Annotated in this window: 22 protein-coding genes; 11 read left to right on the top strand and 11 right to left on the bottom strand. The window is 60.4% G+C overall.

Annotated features, from left to right (window positions below; genetic code table 11):
- Positions 1 to 27: 27 nt before the first annotated feature.
- From Q1A53_RS20015 to Q1A53_RS20025, 3 genes are all read right to left on the bottom strand, one after another.
- On the bottom strand, positions 28 to 471 hold the full coding sequence (locus Q1A53_RS20015; RefSeq protein ID WP_299969976.1) for a MaoC family dehydratase: 444 nt from the start codon (positions 469 to 471) through the stop codon (positions 28 to 30).
- A gap of 87 nt (positions 472 to 558) precedes the next feature.
- Positions 559 to 1,431, bottom strand: a complete 873-nt coding sequence (locus tag Q1A53_RS20020) for a TIGR01459 family HAD-type hydrolase (protein WP_299969979.1) — start codon at positions 1,429 to 1,431, stop codon at positions 559 to 561.
- Between the two features lie 64 nt (positions 1,432 to 1,495).
- Positions 1,496 to 2,416 (bottom strand): manganese-dependent inorganic pyrophosphatase, encoded by a 921-nt coding sequence (locus tag Q1A53_RS20025; protein WP_299969982.1) that lies wholly within the window; start codon positions 2,414 to 2,416, stop codon positions 1,496 to 1,498.
- A 123-nt stretch (positions 2,417 to 2,539) separates the two neighbouring features.
- Here Q1A53_RS20025 and Q1A53_RS20030 point away from each other — a divergent pair, with 123 nt between their 5' ends.
- The 3 genes from Q1A53_RS20030 to groL all read left to right on the top strand — a co-directional run bounded on the left by Q1A53_RS20030 (position 2,540) and on the right by groL (position 5,431).
- Complete coding sequence (locus tag Q1A53_RS20030) at positions 2,540 to 3,238, top strand: DUF2161 family putative PD-(D/E)XK-type phosphodiesterase (RefSeq protein WP_299969985.1); 699 nt, start codon at positions 2,540 to 2,542, stop codon at positions 3,236 to 3,238.
- A gap of 171 nt (positions 3,239 to 3,409) precedes the next feature.
- A complete protein-coding gene (locus Q1A53_RS20035) occupies positions 3,410 to 3,697 on the top strand; it encodes a co-chaperone GroES (RefSeq protein WP_299969988.1) in 288 nt (95 codons plus the stop codon).
- A gap of 87 nt (positions 3,698 to 3,784) precedes the next feature.
- A complete protein-coding gene (gene groL / locus Q1A53_RS20040; RefSeq protein ID WP_299969991.1) occupies positions 3,785 to 5,431 on the top strand; it encodes a chaperonin GroEL in 1,647 nt (548 codons plus the stop codon).
- 214 nt (positions 5,432 to 5,645) lie between these two features.
- On the opposite strand, the gene Q1A53_RS20045 is transcribed toward groL, so the two are convergent.
- From Q1A53_RS20045 to Q1A53_RS20055, 3 genes are all read right to left on the bottom strand, one after another.
- Positions 5,646 to 5,807 carry a hypothetical protein gene (locus Q1A53_RS20045; protein ID WP_299969993.1) on the bottom strand — a complete coding sequence of 54 codons (162 nt, stop codon included), beginning with the start codon at positions 5,805 to 5,807 and terminating at the stop codon, positions 5,646 to 5,648.
- 605 nt (positions 5,808 to 6,412) lie between these two features.
- On the bottom strand, positions 6,413 to 6,856 hold the full coding sequence (locus Q1A53_RS20050) for a response regulator (protein WP_299969996.1): 444 nt from the start codon (positions 6,854 to 6,856) through the stop codon (positions 6,413 to 6,415).
- Between the two features lie 37 nt (positions 6,857 to 6,893).
- Complete coding sequence (locus Q1A53_RS20055; protein ID WP_299969999.1) at positions 6,894 to 8,870, bottom strand: HAMP domain-containing sensor histidine kinase; 1,977 nt, start codon at positions 8,868 to 8,870, stop codon at positions 6,894 to 6,896.
- A gap of 213 nt (positions 8,871 to 9,083) precedes the next feature.
- Here Q1A53_RS20055 and Q1A53_RS20060 point away from each other — a divergent pair, with 213 nt between their 5' ends.
- From Q1A53_RS20060 to Q1A53_RS20065, 3 genes are all read left to right on the top strand, one after another.
- Complete coding sequence (locus Q1A53_RS20060) at positions 9,084 to 9,842, top strand: HAMP domain-containing sensor histidine kinase (protein ID WP_299970002.1); 759 nt, start codon at positions 9,084 to 9,086, stop codon at positions 9,840 to 9,842.
- Positions 9,843 to 9,942: 100 nt separating this feature from the next.
- The gene (locus tag Q1A53_RS23455; RefSeq protein WP_366872989.1) at positions 9,943 to 10,386 is read left to right on the top strand and encodes a response regulator; all 444 of its coding nucleotides are present in this window, start codon (positions 9,943 to 9,945) and stop codon (positions 10,384 to 10,386) included.
- Between the two features lie 843 nt (positions 10,387 to 11,229).
- Positions 11,230 to 12,078: a DMT family transporter gene (locus Q1A53_RS20065; RefSeq protein WP_299970007.1), complete on the top strand. Its 849-nt coding sequence runs from the start codon at positions 11,230 to 11,232 to the stop codon at positions 12,076 to 12,078.
- Here Q1A53_RS20065 and Q1A53_RS20070 read toward each other — a convergent pair.
- Positions 12,044 to 12,499: an NUDIX domain-containing protein gene (locus Q1A53_RS20070; protein WP_299970009.1), complete on the bottom strand. Its 456-nt coding sequence runs from the start codon at positions 12,497 to 12,499 to the stop codon at positions 12,044 to 12,046. The genes Q1A53_RS20065 and Q1A53_RS20070 overlap by 35 nt on opposite strands.
- Positions 12,500 to 12,572: 73 nt before the next feature.
- Here Q1A53_RS20070 and Q1A53_RS20075 point away from each other — a divergent pair, with 73 nt between their 5' ends.
- Both Q1A53_RS20075 and Q1A53_RS20080 read left to right on the top strand, forming a co-directional pair.
- Entirely contained in the window at positions 12,573 to 13,364 is a 792-nt protein-coding gene (locus Q1A53_RS20075; RefSeq protein ID WP_299970012.1) for an alpha/beta fold hydrolase, read from the top strand.
- Positions 13,351 to 14,493, top strand: a complete 1,143-nt coding sequence (locus tag Q1A53_RS20080) for an alpha-D-ribose 1-methylphosphonate 5-triphosphate diphosphatase (RefSeq protein WP_299970015.1) — start codon at positions 13,351 to 13,353, stop codon at positions 14,491 to 14,493. Before Q1A53_RS20075 ends, Q1A53_RS20080 begins: the two co-directional genes overlap by 14 nt.
- Positions 14,494 to 14,505: 12 nt before the next feature.
- Here Q1A53_RS20080 and Q1A53_RS20085 read toward each other — a convergent pair whose 3' ends face one another.
- From Q1A53_RS20085 to Q1A53_RS20095, 3 genes are all read right to left on the bottom strand, one after another.
- A complete protein-coding gene (locus Q1A53_RS20085; protein ID WP_299970016.1) occupies positions 14,506 to 15,573 on the bottom strand; it encodes a 5-(carboxyamino)imidazole ribonucleotide synthase in 1,068 nt (355 codons plus the stop codon).
- Positions 15,566 to 16,054 (bottom strand): 5-(carboxyamino)imidazole ribonucleotide mutase, encoded by a 489-nt coding sequence (gene purE, locus Q1A53_RS20090; RefSeq protein WP_299970017.1) that lies wholly within the window; start codon positions 16,052 to 16,054, stop codon positions 15,566 to 15,568. Before purE ends, Q1A53_RS20085 begins: the two co-directional genes overlap by 8 nt.
- Before the next feature lie 84 nt (positions 16,055 to 16,138).
- Positions 16,139 to 16,363 (bottom strand): DUF465 domain-containing protein, encoded by a 225-nt coding sequence (locus tag Q1A53_RS20095; protein WP_299970019.1) that lies wholly within the window; start codon positions 16,361 to 16,363, stop codon positions 16,139 to 16,141.
- 157 nt (positions 16,364 to 16,520) lie between these two features.
- Between Q1A53_RS20095 and Q1A53_RS20100 the strand changes: the two genes are divergently transcribed.
- The 3 genes from Q1A53_RS20100 (at position 16,521) to Q1A53_RS20110 (ending at position 18,128) form a co-directional block, all read left to right on the top strand.
- Positions 16,521 to 16,934: an Hsp20 family protein gene (locus Q1A53_RS20100; RefSeq protein WP_299970021.1), complete on the top strand. Its 414-nt coding sequence runs from the start codon at positions 16,521 to 16,523 to the stop codon at positions 16,932 to 16,934.
- Positions 16,935 to 16,938: 4 nt separating this feature from the next.
- Positions 16,939 to 17,163 (top strand): DUF1150 family protein, encoded by a 225-nt coding sequence (locus tag Q1A53_RS20105; protein ID WP_299970024.1) that lies wholly within the window; start codon positions 16,939 to 16,941, stop codon positions 17,161 to 17,163.
- 83 nt (positions 17,164 to 17,246) lie between these two features.
- Positions 17,247 to 18,128: a PhzF family phenazine biosynthesis protein gene (locus tag Q1A53_RS20110; RefSeq protein ID WP_299970027.1), complete on the top strand. Its 882-nt coding sequence runs from the start codon at positions 17,247 to 17,249 to the stop codon at positions 18,126 to 18,128.
- Positions 18,129 to 18,191: 63 nt separating this feature from the next.
- Here the strand turns inward: Q1A53_RS20110 and cysC are convergent.
- Positions 18,192 to 18,656: adenylyl-sulfate kinase (gene cysC / locus Q1A53_RS20115; RefSeq protein WP_299970030.1), on the bottom strand; the 465-nt coding region annotated here is incomplete at its 5' end.

Consider the following 18,656-nt stretch of genomic DNA (forward strand, 5'->3'; position numbering starts at 1 on the left):
GTCAGCACTCCGACCCTGTTCGGGCGATCAGTCGAACTTGCGCGACGGCGCCATCACCGTGGCCTCACCCACCAGCACATTTTTACCGTCAACGGCACAGTGGCAGTCGAGCTTCACGCGTCGCTTGCCCAAGTCAATGTCGATCACGCGCACCTCTGCGTGGACCATATCACCGGGGCGTACCGGGGCCAGAAACTTCAGCGATTGGCCCATGTAAACGGTGCCATGGCCGGGCAACTGCTCGCCAATCACCGCCGAGATCAAGCCCGCCGTCAGCATGCCATGTGCGATCCGACCCTGAAAAATCGTGTCGCGGGCATAGTCATCATCCAGATGGACGGGGTTCCGGTCGGTGGAGATCTGGGCAAACATCTCGATATCGTCGTCGGTGACAACCTTCCGGAGCGAGCGCGTCATGCCCATTTCGATGTCTTCGATGCAGATGGTGCCGCGGGGCATATTATCCAGCATGACGATTCTCCGAGTAATTATCTAATCATGCGCGTGTATACATTGAAATTTTGTTACTTTGCAACTGCAGAATGCGATCCGTGCTCTTTATCGTAGAAATCCGATGGTGAACGTGGGGCTCGACATTTCGTGTTGAAGGTAGCTGGCCAGGGCGCCCGGATCAGGCTGAACCTCGGTTTGGGTCTCTGCGGCCGCCAAGCCACCGGAAATAAAAAGCGAATCCAGATCTTCACCCATTGCCCCTGCGATATCTGTCAGCACCCCGTCACCGATGGCCAGAATGCGGTTGTCGGGTACATCGCGACCCAAGGCGGCCAGCCGGCGGCGGGCCAGATCGTAGATCGGGGGATGCGGCTTGCCGAAATAGAGGCTCTCCCCCCCCATCTCGCCATAAAGCTGTGCCAGCGCGCCTGCACACCACTCGCGCTGCTCGCCGCGGTCCACGATGATGTCTGGGTTTGCGCAGAGCAGTTTCAACCCACGCTGCTTGGCCATCAGAAATTCCGGCCGCATCACGGACGGGTCGGCTAGCGGATCCCGGGGGCCGGTGCAGACAATGCCCTCGGCCTCCTCCAGCGGTACCGGCTGGATGTCGACCGGATCCTCCACCACGCCGATGGGTTCGAAAAACCGTTCATCCCCGGGATAGCCGATGTGCCAGACTTTCCTGCCAACGACCCCGCGGAACATGGCTGATCTGGCGCTGTCGCCCGAGGTGGCAATGGTGTCCCAGCAGTTTTCGGGCACGCCGAAGCTTGTGAGCTGTTTTTCCACACCCGCGCGCGGCCGGGGTGAGTTGGTGACCAGCACGACAGCCCCGCCGCTTGTGCGGTAGTGCTGCAACGCCGCAACGGCGTCGGGCAGCGCGCTGACACCGTTGTGCAGGCACCCCCAGAGATCGACGAAAAGCGCGTCGTATTGCGCAGCGACATCTATCAGATGCGTGATGATCCGGGTCATGGGCGTGCGCTCCTGTCTGCCGCCACCCGCATCCTGTAGGGTCGACGGCGGGGTATGTCTGCGATCAGACCTTGAGGTTGGGAATGATCTGCTTTTTGCGGCTCATGACACCGGGCAGCACCACCGTGTCGCCCGAGACCTGCGCGTCAAAGCTCTTCTCGGCTACCGATTTGACCAGATCATTTGGCACCAGCAGGGTCGCTTCTTCGGCGAGGATATCCACCACGAACAGCAGAACCTGATCCGCCCCGTCGTCGGAGGCCACGCCCGGCATCGCCGCCATCAGCGCATCCTTGCGGTCCAGCACCTGCGCGGGCGAGGTCGTCTCCAGCACGGAGACACGGAACTGCTTGCCGCCGACTTCGTATTCCTTGCTGTCCATGCGCAAGAGCTCTGCTTCGGAAAAGGCGGAGACATCGGATTTCGCGGCAAACATCTCGGCCGCGTATGCGCTGATGTCGACACCAAGGTCTTCCGCCAGATCCCATGCGATGGCCTTGTCTTCCTGCGTGGTGGTCGGGCTGCGGAATTCCAACGTGTCGCTGAGAATACACGACAGCATCGCGCCCTTGATGCCCGTCGGCATCTGAGCCATGTCCTTGCCGATCATCTTCCACATGATGGTCGCCGTGCAGGCCAGCGGTTCGATGCGGATCTCGATAGGGCCCTTCGTCTCCAGCCCGCCGACTAGCTTATGGTGGTCGATGATGCCCGTGATATCCGCGTTATTGATCCCGTTGGGCAGCTCGGCCGGGTTGTTGGTATCGACGATCACCACCGGCGTATCCGCCGCCACGTCCGAGATGATCTCGGGTTTGTCCAGCGACCAGCGGTCCAGGACAAAAAGCGCCTCGGTATTGGGCTCGCCCAGCAGCACAGGTTTGGCGGGCGTCTCCTTGATCTGGTCGAGATACCACGCCCAGATGATGGGTGAGCCGGTGCTGTCCGTGTCAGGGGATCTGTGGCCGAAAACGAGCGTGGTCATAAGGTGTTCCTACAATGGTTGGATCATTTTGGCGCCTTATAGGAGCGGGCCGCTGGCTTGTCACGTCCTGCTTGGTGCGTTGGTTGCTTGGCACCGGTTTGCTGCTGATGATAGCGTCTGCGCATGTCAAACATGCGCGAAACTGACCTCTACCCGCCGATCAAGGCCTTTCTGGAAGGGCAGGGGTATGAGGTGAAATCCGAGGTTGGTGCAGTTGATGTCATGGCTGTGCGCGGCCAGGAAGCTCCGGTGATCGTCGAGCTGAAGCTGGGGTTCTCACTGTCGCTGATCCATCAGTGCGTTGCCCGGCAAATGGTGACCGAGCACGTCTATCTTGCGGTAGAACACCGGACCGGGAAGCGGTTTGCAAAATCGGTCAAAGATATTTGCAAACTGGCCCGACGATTGGGGCTGGGCGTGATGACCGTGAGGGTGCGGGATGGTCTGGTGCAGGCGCACTGTGACCCCGGCCCGTTTCGACCGCGGATCGTCACCGCGCGCCAAACCCCTCTGTTGAAGGAATTTGCGCGGCGAACCGGAGATCCCAACGCCGGTGGGCAGACGCGACGGGGGCTAGTGACGGCCTATCGTCAGGATGCGCTGCGGATAGCGGCCTATCTTGATGAGGCTGGTGCCAGCAAGGGCGCGTCTGTCGCCCGCGAAACCGGCGTCGCGCGTGCAACGCGCATGATGGCCGACGACCACTATGGCTGGTTCCAGCGGGTTCGGACCGGCGTCTATGATCTGACACCGGCCGGTGTCGATGCCGCGCAGAACCAAATACGCCCGAAGATGTCCGAGACCCCGACGGGCGTGGTCTGAGTTCGGCGCGGGACTTGCGTATTTTTGCAGTAACACTTGGTTGACACGCTGCCCGCGTCTGCCTAATTACGGCGCGTTAGCACTCGGGGTATTTGAGTGCTAGCAACAGCAGGGCAGGATCTCATTGCCCGGAACTATGAATGAAACTTTGAGCCTCAAGGAGCTGCAAAGATGGCATTGAAACCGCTTCATGACCGCGTGCTGGTACGCCGCACGGAAAGCGAAGAAAAAACCAAGGGTGGTCTGATCATCCCCGACAGCGCAAAAGAAAAGCCCTCCGAAGGCGAAGTTGTCGCCTGCGGCGACGGCGCGCGCAAGGACAGCGGCGAGCTGATCGACATGGCCGTCAAGCCAGGTGACAAGATCCTGTTCGGCAAATGGTCCGGCACAGAAGTCACGCTCGACGGTGAAGAACTGCTGATGATGAAGGAAAGCGACATCATGGGGATCATCGCGTAAGCCAACCGGCTGACCGCGTGGCGGCCCAATGCCCGCCCCATGACCTATCGCTCAATCATATAATTATTCTCAAGAGGAGAAACCAACATGGCTGCTAAGGACGTCAAATTCGACACCGATGCCCGTAACCGCATGCTCAAGGGTGTAAACATCCTTGCTGACGCGGTCAAAGTGACGCTCGGCCCCAAAGGCCGGAACGTCGTGCTCGACAAATCCTTCGGTGCGCCCCGGATCACCAAAGACGGTGTGTCGGTTGCCAAGGAAATCGAACTGGAAGACAAGTTCGAAAACATGGGCGCGCAGATGGTCAAAGAAGTGGCCCAGCGGACCAATGATGAGGCCGGCGACGGCACCACGACGGCGACCGTTCTGGCACAAGCCATCGTCAAAGAAGGCATGAAATCGGTCGCCGCTGGCATGAACCCCATGGACCTCAAGCGCGGCATCGATCTGGCCACGACAAAAGTGGTTGAAGCGATCAAATCCGCCTCACGTGAAGTGAACGACAGCGCCGAAGTCGCACAGGTCGGCACGATTTCCGCCAACGGCGAGGCCGAAATCGGTCAGCAGATCGCGGATGCAATGCAGAAGGTCGGCAACGAGGGTGTGATCACTGTCGAAGAGAACAAAGGCCTGGAAACAGAGACCGATGTCGTCGAAGGCATGCAGTTCGACCGCGGCTACCTGAGCCCTTATTTTGTTACCAATGCTGACAAGATGACAACCGAGCTGGAAGACTGCATCGTGCTGCTGCACGAGAAGAAACTGTCTTCGTTGCAGCCCATGGTGCCCCTGCTGGAGCAGGTCATCCAGTCGCAGAAACCACTGCTGATCGTGGCCGAGGATGTTGAAGGCGAAGCGCTGGCCACACTCGTGGTCAACAAGCTGCGCGGTGGTCTGAAAATCGCGGCGGTCAAGGCACCCGGTTTCGGCGATCGTCGCAAGGCGATGCTGCAGGACCTCGCGATCCTCACAGGTGGTCAGGTGATTTCCGAAGATCTCGGCATGAAGCTGGAGGCCGTGACAATGGACATGCTGGGGTCGGCCAAGAAAGTGCAGATCACCAAGGACGAGACAACCGTGGTCGACGGTGCCGGTGAAAAAGCCGAGATCGAAGCACGCGTGGCTCAGATCCGTACTCAGATCGAGGAAACAACCTCTGACTACGACCGCGAGAAGCTCCAGGAGCGTGTGGCCAAGCTCGCCGGTGGTGTGGCGGTGATCCGCGTCGGTGGCATGACCGAAGTGGAAGTGAAAGAGCGTAAAGACCGTGTCGATGATGCGCTGAACGCGACACGTGCCGCCGTTCAGGAAGGCATTGTCGTCGGTGGTGGCGTTGCTCTCGTTCAGGCGGGCAAGCAGCTCGAAGGTCTGACCGGTGAGAACAACGATCAGAACGTAGGTGTCTCCATCGTGCGCAAAGCGCTCGAAGCACCTCTGCGCCAGATCGCTGAGAACGCAGGCGTGGACGGTTCGGTCGTCGCTGGCAAAATCCGCGAAAGCGATGATCTGAAGTTCGGCTTCAACGCGCAGACCGAAGAATATGGCGACATGTTCTCCTTCGGCGTCATCGACCCCGCGAAAGTGGTTCGGACTGCCCTGCAGGACGCAGCCTCGATTGCCGGTCTGTTGATCACCACCGAAGCCATGGTCGCCGACAAGCCTTCCAAAGAGGGTGCAGGCGCCCCCGGTGGCGGCATGCCCGACATGGGCGGCATGGGCGGCATGATGTAAGCGCGCCGCTTTAGGCAGAATAAGAGGGGGCCCGTCGTCAGGCGGGCCCTTTCGCGTTCGGGCGTCTGCTCAGTGGTGCCGCACTTATCGGTGTTGGTTTGAGCTCATTCGCGCGATGTTTCTCTCGACGTTGATCTTCGGCAAGACAGGAGACGCAGGGAGGCGTCCAAGTCGGGTTCTTTGGTGCATCGTTCGAAATCGAAACGGGCACATGTCACCCTTCAAAAAGTCCCGCAAAGCGCGCCAGCGTTTTTGTGCGGCAGTGGCCGTTATCGTCAGGCTCATCCACTCTGGTTGAGCGCTGTATCTCGCCGCGGGAAAACACAGGGTTGATGTCTCTCTTGCTTTTTCGCCGAGCCGCGCGCAGATCGCGCATCTCTCGTTCTTTCCAACGTCCAACGAACAAGACCATGGCAGATGACAGACGTATTCCGACTGGGTGATATCCACCAATCCCAATGGCTTGTGCTTGCGCGACGCGTCCGAAGACCGTGTTCCACCAAAGACCATTTTGATCGGCGGAAGTAATAGAGCAACAAGGGTGCTTTTGGTCAAATCATGGCAGGACGGGCTGGCGAGCACGGCGAGGAGAGGACCGCTATGATCCCCCATAACCAAAGCGGCATTTGGACGGCTGACAATGGTTCAGCGGCTATATCAGCGTAAGACCTCTGTTCAGAAATTTGCCAGACGTCGACGTGTGATTTGGCCCCTCTCATCATTTGCCACGCAAACGCCTGCCGGCCAGTGGACCGACGCCAGGATGCTGATTGGTTTGGAGACGCATCGAAAAACCGGCGCAGATCGTCATCAATACCCGGCTCAAGCCGTACACTCGTGTCCGACCGCATCAAGCCTTGAACATGCGCGCACCGGTACCAAACCCTGCTCAAAAATGACGAATGCATATGGAGCTGGACACACCCTCAGATGTCGGTTGGAGCTAGATCTGGAGTCTATTCAGACCTGATTTCAGAAATGTCAGCTCGGCAGGGCGACAATACGGGAATAGCACCCGATCATTTTCAGCGCCCGTGACAGTGTCTCGCTCGCATTTTCCTTTACCAGGTATCCGGCAATGTTCTTGCTGTAGGCCGACTGGATATCACTTGGCATATCCGACGTTGTGAAAACGAAAATGACCAATTGTTGCAGTCGCGCATCTGATCGCACGGCTTCGAGAAACTCCAGACCATTCATTCGGGGCATATTCAGATCGAGAGTCACGATGAACGGGGGCAATTGACCACTGTTTTCGTTGATCGCTTCGATCAACAGATCCAGTGCTTCGCGCCCGTCGCGGGCGACGACTACGGGGTTGACGATCTTAAGCTTCTTTAACGACCGTTTCATGGACAGGATGCTGATCTCGTCGTCATCAACCAGCAGAAACGTAGCGTCTTGGGGCGTTTTAGTGCCAATCATGGCGCGCATCCTTCAGTGAGGTATGGAAATAAGGTCATCAGGCAGCACCCGAGTATGACCGTTCATCGGCAGCAAGGCCCGTATCGCCGGGAAATCTGACCCTGAACCGCGCGCCTCGCCCGGTATCCGGATCGGAGTGGAGAGAAATATCTCCCTTATAGCGTTCAAGCAGCTTTCGGATGATCGCCAGACCCAACCCACTGCCCTCAACCTCATCGCGTGGGCGCAGCGTCTGGAACAGCTGATAAATCCGCGTCTGATATTCCGGTGGGATGCCGGGGCCATCATCCGCGACATCAAAAATGAGCCAACCGTTCTCTGCCTTTGTTGAGATCGACAGAGTACCCGTGTTTTGATCATTATGTTTCACGGCGTTCGAGATCAGATTGATCAGGATCTGTTTCAATGGCGTCGCATATGTGCGTACAGAGCCGTTGAGACCGCTATAGCGAAGTGAGAAGCTCTTGGGCGGATCGAGCATCGTCCAGATCTCTTCCACAAAGGCGCGCAGTTCTATGTCCACCAGCCCGTCCTTCTGACTTCCCGCACGGGCATAATTCAACAGATCCGCGAGTAGCCGGTCCAAGCGCTTTGCCCGGCTTTGCAGCATCTTCAGATAGGTGCCGCTGTCCTCCGACAGCGCGTTCTCGTCGTCCTGCAGTGTCCAGTCGGCCAGATCATGGATCGCGCGGAGCGGGGAGCGAAGATCGTGCGCTGCGACATAGGCAAACTGTTCCAATTCTTTGTTGGAGCGGCGCAACTCTTCGGCGTTGTCCTTGAAAATTGTCAGCGCCCGCGCAACATCGCCCAACTCGTCGCGGCCGTCGATGTCGATAGGGTGTTTAAGATCCCCTCCTGCGATGGCCCGGACGGCTTTGCTCAACCGTTCCATTCGGCGATTGAACTGCTGTTCGATGATGATGGAATTGCCGATCGTTGTAATGATTGCGGCGAGGAAGAGGCAAACCACGAGGATCATCGACAGCCAGCGCGTTGCAGCACCCAAGGCCGCTGACTTTTTATCGACAACCATCTTGGCCTGTTCGCCCAGGTCTCTCGCGAAGGTCGACAACTCCCCCGACAGCGTGATGTGCTGTTCACGAAGCGACTGCAGCGTTTCGCGGTTTTGGAGAGCGCGTCGGCCCATAATAACCAGTCCGTCCCGCCCGACCAGCAAACGTTCGAGATCTGCCGCAGCCTGAATGAGCTGGCTTTTTTGCGGACTCGCCGTCAGTCCTGTCAGGCGCGTGGTAAAGCTTTCCAGTCTTTGCTTGAGTGTGCGTTCCAGTTCAGCACTTCGTCTCACATCGCCGGAGGTGGCGTCCGTTCTGGCCAGTTCGGTCGTGGTCTCGAACCCCATTGAGAGGCTCGTCAGATTCAGAGCATTCAGGAACAGTCCGGAGAAAAGCTGATCAATCACGTCGGCGGCTGGCGAGGCGTCCGATCGGATCCGTTCAAGGGCTATGTCGACCTGATCGCTGCTGTCTTTGAGCAGGCTTCTCAGGGCCATGCTCGCGTCGCTCGCGACGTTGTCAATTTGTTGCTGTAGGGCCGTCAGAGATCGGGTGATTTCAAACGATTCTCGCTTTTTTGTGATCAGCTGGTGTGCGATATTGTCCAGCTCACCCAGATGACTCTCGATCTGTTCGGTCAGGGCAATGGTCCCAGGGGTCAACAGCAGTTGTGAGATTTGCGTCCGAAAATTGGTGATCTGACTGTCCAGACTGGTCTGGGCTTTGTTCAATTGCGGCAATGACCGGGCGAAGTTTGCCCGTTCAAGTGTGACCCGAATTCGGCTCAGGTCACGCTCCACCGCTGCGGTGTTCATCAGGATAGGAAGTGCCCCGTGACGCAGCGCCCCGGTGGCTGAGGAAATCTCGCGCACCTGAGTGAAGCCCGTCAGTCCGGCGATGACCGTCACCAGACCGATGACCACCAATAACAGCCGCAGACGAGCGACAATGCTCGAGAAGATGCCGCGTTCTGCTGGAAGGGATCTGATTTGCTCGCTCACCGGATGAGGGTACGGCGGAAGGATTAAACTCGGCTTAAATCCAGTACAGTTAGAGAGCGCCCCTATCGAATTTCCAGTGACCTCGAAAAAAGACGCATCTTTATATACGTGATTTTTGCACAGGATCGTTTGCGGTCAATGACACCGCGTTAACCGAGGATTCAGCGGCCCCTGCTACATCAGCCCGACGATGTTCTAAAGGACTTCTTTTCCATGTCTCCAAACTCCGATCAGTGCGGTATGGCGCAGGCTGGTACGAAAGATCACATGCCCTCCACGGAGATCGAGGATTTCATTTACCTGATCAGCCATGATGTCCGCAATTCGGTGCGCGCGCTGATCGAGCTGCCTCACTGGATCGCTGAGGATCTGCAGGATGCGGGCGTAAAACTCGACGGTTCAGTGGGAGAAAGCATCGAACTGATGAACCGTCACACCGGCCGACTTGACCGGATGTTGGTGGATTTGCTGACATTTTCACGCGTTGGCCGGATGCAAGAGGTCGGTCAGGTGGATCTTGACGATGCGCTTGATGAAGTGCTTGAGGAAATCCGCCTGCCTCATGGATTTCAGATCATCCGCAACCTGTCTCATCACTCTGTCCGCTGCGGCGAGAGAGATATTCTCACACTGCTCACGGCACTGATCTCGAATGCGATCAAGCATCATGATTCACCAACGGGCAAGATCGTCGTGTCATCTGAGCGAGCGGGCGGATCGGTTGTTCTAACCGTCTCCGACGATGGCCCAGGTATTGCGCCCCGCTATCGTGAGAAAGTGTTCGGGGCGATGACAACCCTCAAACCCCGGGATGAAGTTGAGGGGAGCGGGATGGGTTTGGCCATTACGCGCAAAATTGCCCAGGTCTATGAAGGACACGCGCGCCTCAACGACCCGCTCGATGCTCGCGGTATCGCGGTGGAGGTAAGCCTGCCCGACGGGCCCCAGCCACCTTGCGAAAAAAAGTTCTGAATCGAGGCGCAACCTCTCGGTCGCTTTTGAAACTGTCGAAGCCGTCCCTCGTCTCCCTGTGAAATCTGAAAGCCGAGCTGTCATGTTTGTTCAATCGTGGATGTCCGTCGTTCCCGCTATTCCTGTCCCATTGCCTCCCCATGTGTTGGTCGTGGATGACGATCAATTCGATCGCGCCCGGCTGCGCCGACTGCTCCGTGACACCGATCAAGGAGTTATCACAAGCGAGGCCAGCCGATGCTCGGCCGTGCCGCCGCTACTGCACAGCCGGCATTTCGATCTATTCGTGATTGATCTGAATTTGCCTGATGGTACCGGTTGGGATGTCTACGCCCTGATCCGGTCTTGCGCCCGACACGCAGATACGCCCGTCCTTCTGGTCACAGGGGACCGAGCGAATACGCGGCCCCAAGTGCACGAGTACCCGCGCGTTTTGGCAAAAGACGAATTTACAAAGGCGCACCTACACCACGCGCTTTTTGATACACCATTCCGGTCAAAGTCTGACGGCGATATACCTCACAAAACCCACTTGCTGATCTAGCCGCTGCGGGCGGCCAGCGCTTTGGCCGGAAGGATATGGGGTGGGTGGATCACCCCGTCCCGATAAGCTCCAGGTTCCATTGAACCAGCCCCGGAACGTGCCGCGCTCATCTACGACACCATAGGGGAAATGCCCCCAACCAAGTACCCTCGCGGATTAGTCAACTTGTTTTGATGTCTTATCAGGAACGGCTCCTTGTCGGTCTTGCCTATCGCTTCAGCCAGCTGAACACATGCCTGACCCACGGCATGCTGGTCCTCAAATATGACATTGAACGGTTTGCTGCGGCTCCGGTTCGAAAGTACGTACACAAGCATACTCGGGCTCGACCGGGGATAAACCTCCGGGGAATCAGTGGCGCTCAGCTGGACCCTGCTCCCCGCAGGTACCGGCCCAATTCTCCGCGCTCTGTTGATGACTGAACTGCACAGTGTGAAGCAACCGGCAGTATCTTCTCACCTCCCGGTCATATGGGCACAGGCGTTTAGCCCGCTGTGCGGAGGCTCGAATGGCGGATTGGGACATTGGCGGCAGGTCTCGTTTTGCCATGAGTGAGGGTATTGACGGGCTGTTGCATTGTCCGGCCTGATCTGCGCACGCCGCTACGCAGAAACCAGAACTGAAAATAGCCATTCAGCCAAGCCTCAACGGCGGCCAGCCATCGCGGCACAGCACGATCCGCCGGAGCCCTGCCGCCATCGCCGCGACAGACGGTGCGCGGATAGCGGTCTTGGGCGCGTCACGTAGATTTGCCGACGCAACCTGCACCTGCACGGAGCCAGAGCTGTCTCCCCGGCGTCAACTTCCGGTTGGCGGGATCAACCCAAGCCGCTATGCGGGACCATGCGCCTCTTCCTGCTGACTACCGCCACCATGATCGCCTTTGCCGCCAACTCCGTCCTGACAAGGCTCGCGGTTGATGGCGGCCATATGGATCCCAACAGCTTTGCCATCGTGCGGGTGCTCGCGGGGGCTGCCGTCCTCTCAGTTATCCTGGTCGTGCGCGGTGGTCGCCTGCGCCTGTTTCAGAGCAGCCGCGCGGTGGGCGCCGTAAGCCTCGCCGTGTACATGGCTGGGTTTTCATTGGCATATCTGACACTCGATGCGGGACTTGGCGCGCTGGTGCTCTTTGGGGTCGTGCAGATTTCCATGTTCGGCCACGCTTTTGCCACTGGCACCCGGCCTCGCATGCAGCAGTTGGCAGGGGCGAGTGTCGCGTTTCTTGGCCTCGTTCTCGCACTCTGGCCGGAGCAGGAACGCGCGGCCCAAGTAACGGGGTCCGCCTGGATGGTCTTGGCCGGGGTGGGCTGGGCGATCTACACCATTGCGGGCCGGGCCGAGCGTGATCCGCTTGCCGCCACCACGGGCAACTTCCTGCTCTGTCTGCCGCTCGTCGTGGCGGCACTGGCAGCTTTTGCCCAACATATGACGCCGCTGGGATGGGGTCTTGCGATATTCTGCGGCGGTGTGACCTCGGGTGTCGGATATGCACTGTGGTATACGGTTTTGCCGCGGCTGCCAGCCAACCTAGCACCCGTGGTTCAACTGAGCGTGCCAATCATAGCGCTCATCGGCGGTGCCGCGCTGCTGGGCGAGGCCGTGAGCCTGAGGGTGGCATTAGCGGCAGCGCTCGTCGTATCCGGCATTGCCATGGCAATCACCGCACGATCTGTTCCAGCGGGTCGTAGCTGAGCGCGGCATCCGGGGAGAAGGCCACCCGCCGCAGGCTGTCCGGTTTAACCACCAACTGTCGCATCTCCTGTTCTGTCGCCCAGATATGGCGGGTCACGATGTTTTCGGGGTCTTGCCATGTCGGGTCGATCACCGGATTGCCCTCTATCCGGCAGCGAAAGAAGACCTCCACCTGATGCCATCCGGTGGCCGGGTCGTGAAATTCGTTGATCAGGCAGGGATCGCCCACCGTGATGTCCAGCCCCGTTTCCTCGACCACCTCACGGCGCAGGTTTTCCGGCAGTGACGCGCCCGTCTCTACGCCGCCACCGGGGGCACAGAGCAGCGGCCTTTTAGGATCCGCCCAGGCATTGACCAGCAGCAGCCGGTCCTCATGAACGATCACCGCGCGGGTGGCCAGGCGAACGGGGCGTTTGGGCATCACGGGCGCTTTCCTTGCCGGGCGCGCGACGTAACTCTTTTGACAGCGGCGCTTTGGCACTATCTCACCGGATATGAGACGTAGTTTCAAGACAGCGCTGGTCGTATTTGCTCTGACCATGGTGGCAGCCGCCGCACAGGCGCGCTGTGTCGTGCTGTTACACGGGCTCGCAAGGACGGAGTTTTCCTTCGCGCTGATGGAGGCTGCGCTCAACGCAGAAGACTACACCGTGGTGCGTCCGGGCTACCCCTCGACGCAAGCACCCATCGCAGAGTTGGTCGCGCGGACGCTGCCACGGGCGATGGCCGCCTGCGGTCCGGAAGGCAAGGTGGATTTCGTGACCCATTCCATGGGCGGTATCCTGTTGCGTCAGTGGGTTGCCGACAGCCCATCCGACAGGCTTGGCCGCGTGGTCATGCTGGCGCCGCCGAACCAGGGCAGCGAGGTCGTGGATGCCTTGGACGAAATTGAGGCCTTCGACTGGATCAACGGCCCGGCGGGCGCGCAACTGGGCACCGATCCGCAGGATCTGCCACGCCGCCTGCCACCTGTCACCTTCGAGCTTGGTGTGATTGCGGGCGATCAGTCGCTGAACCCCTACTTTTCGTCGCTCATACCGGGGCGGGACGATGGCAAAGTGTCAGTCGCGTCCACCCGTGTTGCTGGAATGAGCGATCACATCGTTCTCCCGGTCACGCATACCTTTATGATGAACAACCCGCGCGTGATTGCGCAGACCGTGTCCTTTCTGACCACCGGCAAGTTTGACCGCTCGCTCAGCTGGTTTGACGCGATCCTGTCGCAACTTGGCTGTCCCGATGGCAATTGCGTGCCGGGTGTGGGGGCGATGATTGGCGAACCTTAAGTTTCAGGGTGCGCAGGTTCTGACACCTGCGGGGCTGCACGTTTCTGATTTGACGATAGAAGGTCAGTGGATCGCGGACAGCGGTGGCAGACCGGTGGATCTCACTGGCTATCTGGTGCTGCCCGGGATCGTGGATCTGCACGGCGACGGGTTCGAGCGGCATCTGGCACCGCGCCGGGGTGCCATGAAACAGATGGCCGAAGGACTGGTGGCGACAGAGGCAGAACTGGCCGCCAATGGCATCACGACAGCGGTTCTGGCGCAGTTCGTCAGTTGGGAGGGCGGTTTGCGCGGGCTCGATTTCGCCGATCAGGTCTTTGCGGCGATCCGCGACACGCGGGCCGGGCTGGTCACGGACATCCGCGCCCAGCTTCGGTTCGAGACCCATCAGCTGGAACTCTATCCTGATCTGCCGCAGCGGGTCGCGGCCTGGGATGTGACCTACGTCGTTTTCAATGACCATCTGCCGCACGATCGCCTCTCAGCGGGTCGGCAGCCGCCCCGCATGGTGGGACAGGCGCTGAAGGCAGGCCGCAATCCGGAGAAACACTTTGCCCTGATGATGGAGGCCCATGCGCGACGCGATGAGGTGCCCGGCGCGCTTGACACGCTGTGCGCAGCGCTTGCCGCGCGCGGTATCCGCATGGGTAGCCATGATGACCACACCGCTGAGATCCGGCAGCGCTGGCACGGGCGCGGGGTCACCGTGGCCGAGTTCCCGGAGACGGAAGAGGCCGCCCACGCCGCGCAGGACATGCGCGATCCGGTCATCCTGGGCGCGCCGAACGTGGTGCGCGGTGCGTCGCACAAGGGCAACGTCTCGGCCAGAGCACTGGTGGAAAAGGGGCTCTGCGACGCGCTTGCCTCCGATTATCATTATCCCAGCCCGCGACGCGCGGCCTTTGCTCTGGCGGAGGGGCCGGGGATGGATCTGGCGCGCGCCTGGCGGCTGGTCTCTGAAGGGCCTGCGCGGGTGCTTGGGTTGACGGATCGCGGCACGCTGGCACCCGGCCAACGCTGCGATCTCGTGGTGATCGACGTGGCCACGCAGCGTGTGGCGGCAACCATGGTGGCAGGGCAGTTCAGCTATCTCTCCGGCCCGGTGGCCGAGCGCTTTTTTGCCAGCTGAGACCGCGCGGACCTAGCCGGTGATCCGGTTGACGTGCCCCATCTTGCGACCCGGTTTTGTCTCTGCCTTGCCGTAGAGATGCACCGCTGTGCGCGGCTCTGCTGCCAGCTCGGGCACGCGCTCCATATCCGCCCCGATCAGGTTCTCCATGGTCACATCCGCGTGGCGCATCCCGTCCCCCAGCGGCCAACCGGCAATTGCGCGGATATGTTGTTCGAACTGATCCACGGTGCAGCCGTTCTGGGTCCAGTGGCCTGAGTTATGCACACGGGGGGCGATCTCATTCACCACTAGGCCCTGAGGCGTCACGAAAAGCTCCACCCCCAGCACCCCGACGTAGTCAAGCGCGTTCAGGATCTTGGCAGCGATCAGTACCGCGTCAGTGCGTTGGGCGGGGCTAAGCCGTGCGGGTACCGTAGTGGTGTGCAGGATGCCGTCGCGGTGCACATTCTCGCCCGGGTCAAAGGCGGCCACATCACCGGCCGGGCCCCGCGCCGCGATCACGGAGATCTCGTGGCTGAAGGGCACCATACCCTCGAGGATGGCCGGTTGCCCGCCAATCTCCGCCCCGGCGGCCGCCAGCGCGTCTGCATCTGCGATGCGGATCTGGCCTTTGCCATCATAGCCGAAGCGTCGGGTTTTCAGGATCGCTGGCAGGCCCGTGTGCTCGGCTGATGCCTTGAGCGCATCCGCATCCGGCACATCGGCGAAAGGGGCCGTGGTCAGGCCGAGGTCGCGCAGAAAGGTCTTTTCGGTCAACCGGTCCTGGCTGACGCGCAAGGCCTCTCTCCCGGGGCGGATCGGCACGAGGCGCTCGATCACGTCGAGCGCACCGGTGGGAATATTTTCGAACTCGTAGCTCACCACATCAACGCTGCGGGCAAACTCGGTCAGCGCGGCGATGTCCTCATAGGGTGCAGTTGTCAGGCGGTCCGCCACATGCCCCGCGGGCGGGGCAGCCCCGGGCTCGAAGATATGCGTGCGAAAGCCCAGCCGCGCCGCTGCGACCGACAGCATCCGCCCCAGTTGCCCGCCGCCCAGAATGCCGATGACCGCACCGGTGGCCAGCGGATCAGTCATCCGTCGGGGCCTCCGGGATCGAGGCGGAGAGGGCCGCGCGCCAGTTCTCCAGCCGTTCGGCCAGGGCCGCATCCTGCAGGGCCAGGATCCCGGCGGCCATCAGCCCTGCATTGGCCGCCCCTGCCGCCCCGATTGCCATGGTTGCGACCGGATAACCGCGCGGCATCTGCACGATGGAATAGAGCGAATCAAGACCGGACAAGGCTTTGGTCTGAACCGGTACGCCAATCACCGGCACCCGCGTTTTGGAGGCCATCATGCCGGGCAAATGCGCGGCACCGCCCGCACCGGCAATGATCACCTGTAATCCGTTGTCCACTGCATCCCGCCCGTAGTCCCAGAGCCGGTCGGGCGTGCGGTGTGCCGAGACGATGCGCGTCTCGTAAGCCACCCCCAGAGTATCCAGCAGGTCTGCGGCCTCGCGCAGCGTGGGCCAGTCTGACTGGCTGCCCATGATGATGCCCACGGCAGGTCTGGTCATGATGTGAAAAAGCCCCTCGGGTCCAACAGATGAGAGCGGACTATAGCCAAACCGGGACCCGAGGCAATGCGGTGCCGTTCAGGGTCAGGCGATGATATCTGGGGTCAGCCTGTCCTCGATCTGGGCGATCACATCCTTGAGCCGCAGCTTGCGTTTTTTCAGCCGCTGCAGGGTCAGCTGATCCCCGTGCCGTCGTTCGGCCAGCGCCTGAATGGCTTCGTCCAGATCGCGATGCTCCCGCCGGAACACCTCAAGCTCGACGCGCAGCACGTCGTCGGTTTTCATCGACAAGTCTGTTGGTGCGTTCATGATCCGTGATTCCGTCCGTCCCGTCGTCTTATAACATAGGTGTTCACCAACCTACCGCCTAGCCCTTGTGTCCAAACGAGGTGGCCCCCATATTTACAGCAGGTCGCCTTAACGGGACCTGAATTTGACTGTCGCTTGACTGATGAGGACGTGTCGCATGACGAAAATGACCCTGGGATCATATCCCCATATGCTGGGCTTTGAGCAGCTCGAAAGGCTGCTGGAGCGGACTGCCAAATCTGGCAATGAGGGCTATCCGCCCTTCAATATCGAACAAACCTCGGATTTTTCTTACCGGATTACCTTGGCCGTGGCCGGTTTCAGCGAGGCAGGCCTGTCAATCACGGTGGAGGACCGCCAGCTGGTGATCCGGGGCCGTCAGTCTGACGACACGGAAGGGCGCGTTTACCTGCACCGTGGGATCGCCGCGCGCCAGTTCCAGCGCAGTTTTGTTCTGGCCGATGGTGTCGACGTTGGTGAGGCGATCATGGAAAACGGTCTGCTGCACGTGGACCTGACCCGCGCCAAACCACAAACCGTTGTTCAAAAGATCAACATCAGGAAAGGGTAAGCCTATGACTGGAGAGACCCAAACCATACCGGCCGACACCCGCATCGTCTATGTGAAGGCCATCGACGTCACCGATCTGCCGCAGGACGTGCGTGAGCAGGCGGGCGATCTGGATCAGCTTTATGCAGTGCATGACAGCGACGGGCAGCAGCTCGCGCTGGTCGCGGACCGGGGGTTGGCCTTCCGTCTGGCCCGCCAGAACGACTATGCGCCGGTGCCCGTGCACTGAACGGATGCATTGACGTGACCTGACCTGCATGATCACCCTGGGAGGGCCGCAGAGCGCTGCGGCCTTTTTCATTGGGAGCCTGCATGACCTTTGATTTCGACTGGGTGGATGCGTTCACGGACGTCATCTTTGGCGGCAATGGCTGTGCCGTCGTGCACGCTGCAGCGGATGTCCCGGCCAAAGTTTCGATGGCCTATGTGCGCGAGACGTCTTTGGTCGAATGTACCTTCACCGGCCCGTCGGAGGTGGCCGATGTCCGGGTCCGCTATTACCTCGCAAGCCGTGAGATCCCCTTTGCCGGTCATCCCACCGTTGCGACGGTGCTGGCCATGCGGGCCCGAGGGCTGATCTCCGACGGTCCGCTGCGGCTGGAGACAGGGGCAGGGGTCATCCCTGTGGAGGTGACGGGTGACACGGTCACCATGACCCAGATGGCCCCGGCATTTGGGCCAGTGGTTCCCAAGGATCTGGTGGCCCGGGTTGGCGGTATCGACGCCGAGGCGATCATCGCCCCGCCGCAGATCGTCTCCACCGGATTACCGTTCTGCATCACCGTGCTGAAGGATCGCGCCACGCTGGACGCCCTGTGTCTTGATCCCGGGGCGCTTGCTGACCTGGGGGCTCATCTGGGCAGCTCCGGCACCGACGTGATGGAGCCCTTTTGGGTCACGCTGGAGGGTGCCACACCGCAGGGCGATACCTACAGCCGCCTTCTGCTGGCGCCGCCGAGCCCGGCGGAGGATGCCTTCACCGGTTCCGCGACCGGCGCGATGGCCGCCTGTCTTTGGTCGTCCGGGCTGATCGACCGCCCCGATTTCGTGGCGGAGCAGGGCCACGGCATGGGCCGCCCGGGTCAGGCGCAGGTCCGTGTTCTGGGTCCGCGGGACGCGATCACCGGCGTTGAGGTTGCGGGCAAAGGCGTGGTGGTGATGTCAGGGCAGCTCACTCTTCCGCACACTGCCTGACACGAACGGCCGCCCGGTGATCTGGGCGGCCGCGGTCGTTTGTCTGTGGGTCGGGACCCGCCCTCACCCGCTGATGAGGCCCATGCTTTCGAGTTTGAGGAGGACTTGATGCGCGCAGCTGTCGACGTCGACGTTTTCGGTCTCAACCTGGAGTTCGGGGTTTTGGGGCACGTCGTAGGGGTCGGAGATGCCGGTGAATTCCTTGATTTTGCCCTCGCGCGCCAGCTTGTAGAGCCCCTTGCGGTCGCGGCGCTCGCATTCCTCGATGGAGGTCGCCACATGCACCTCGACAAAGGCACCGAAGGCCTCCACATCCTCGCGCACGGCCCGTCGGGTGGTGGCATAAGGCGCGATGGGTGCGCAGATCGCGATGCCGCCGTTCTTGGTGATCTCACTGGCCACATAGCCGATGCGGCGGATGTTGAGATCGCGGTGCTCCTTGGAGAACCCGAGCTCGCTTGAGAGGTTTTTCCGCACGATATCGCCATCCAGCAGTGTCACCGGACGCCCGCCCATCTCCATTAGTTT

Source organism: uncultured Roseobacter sp. (assembly GCF_947496515.1).
In the GTDB taxonomy this organism is placed as follows: domain Bacteria; phylum Pseudomonadota; class Alphaproteobacteria; order Rhodobacterales; family Rhodobacteraceae; genus Roseobacter.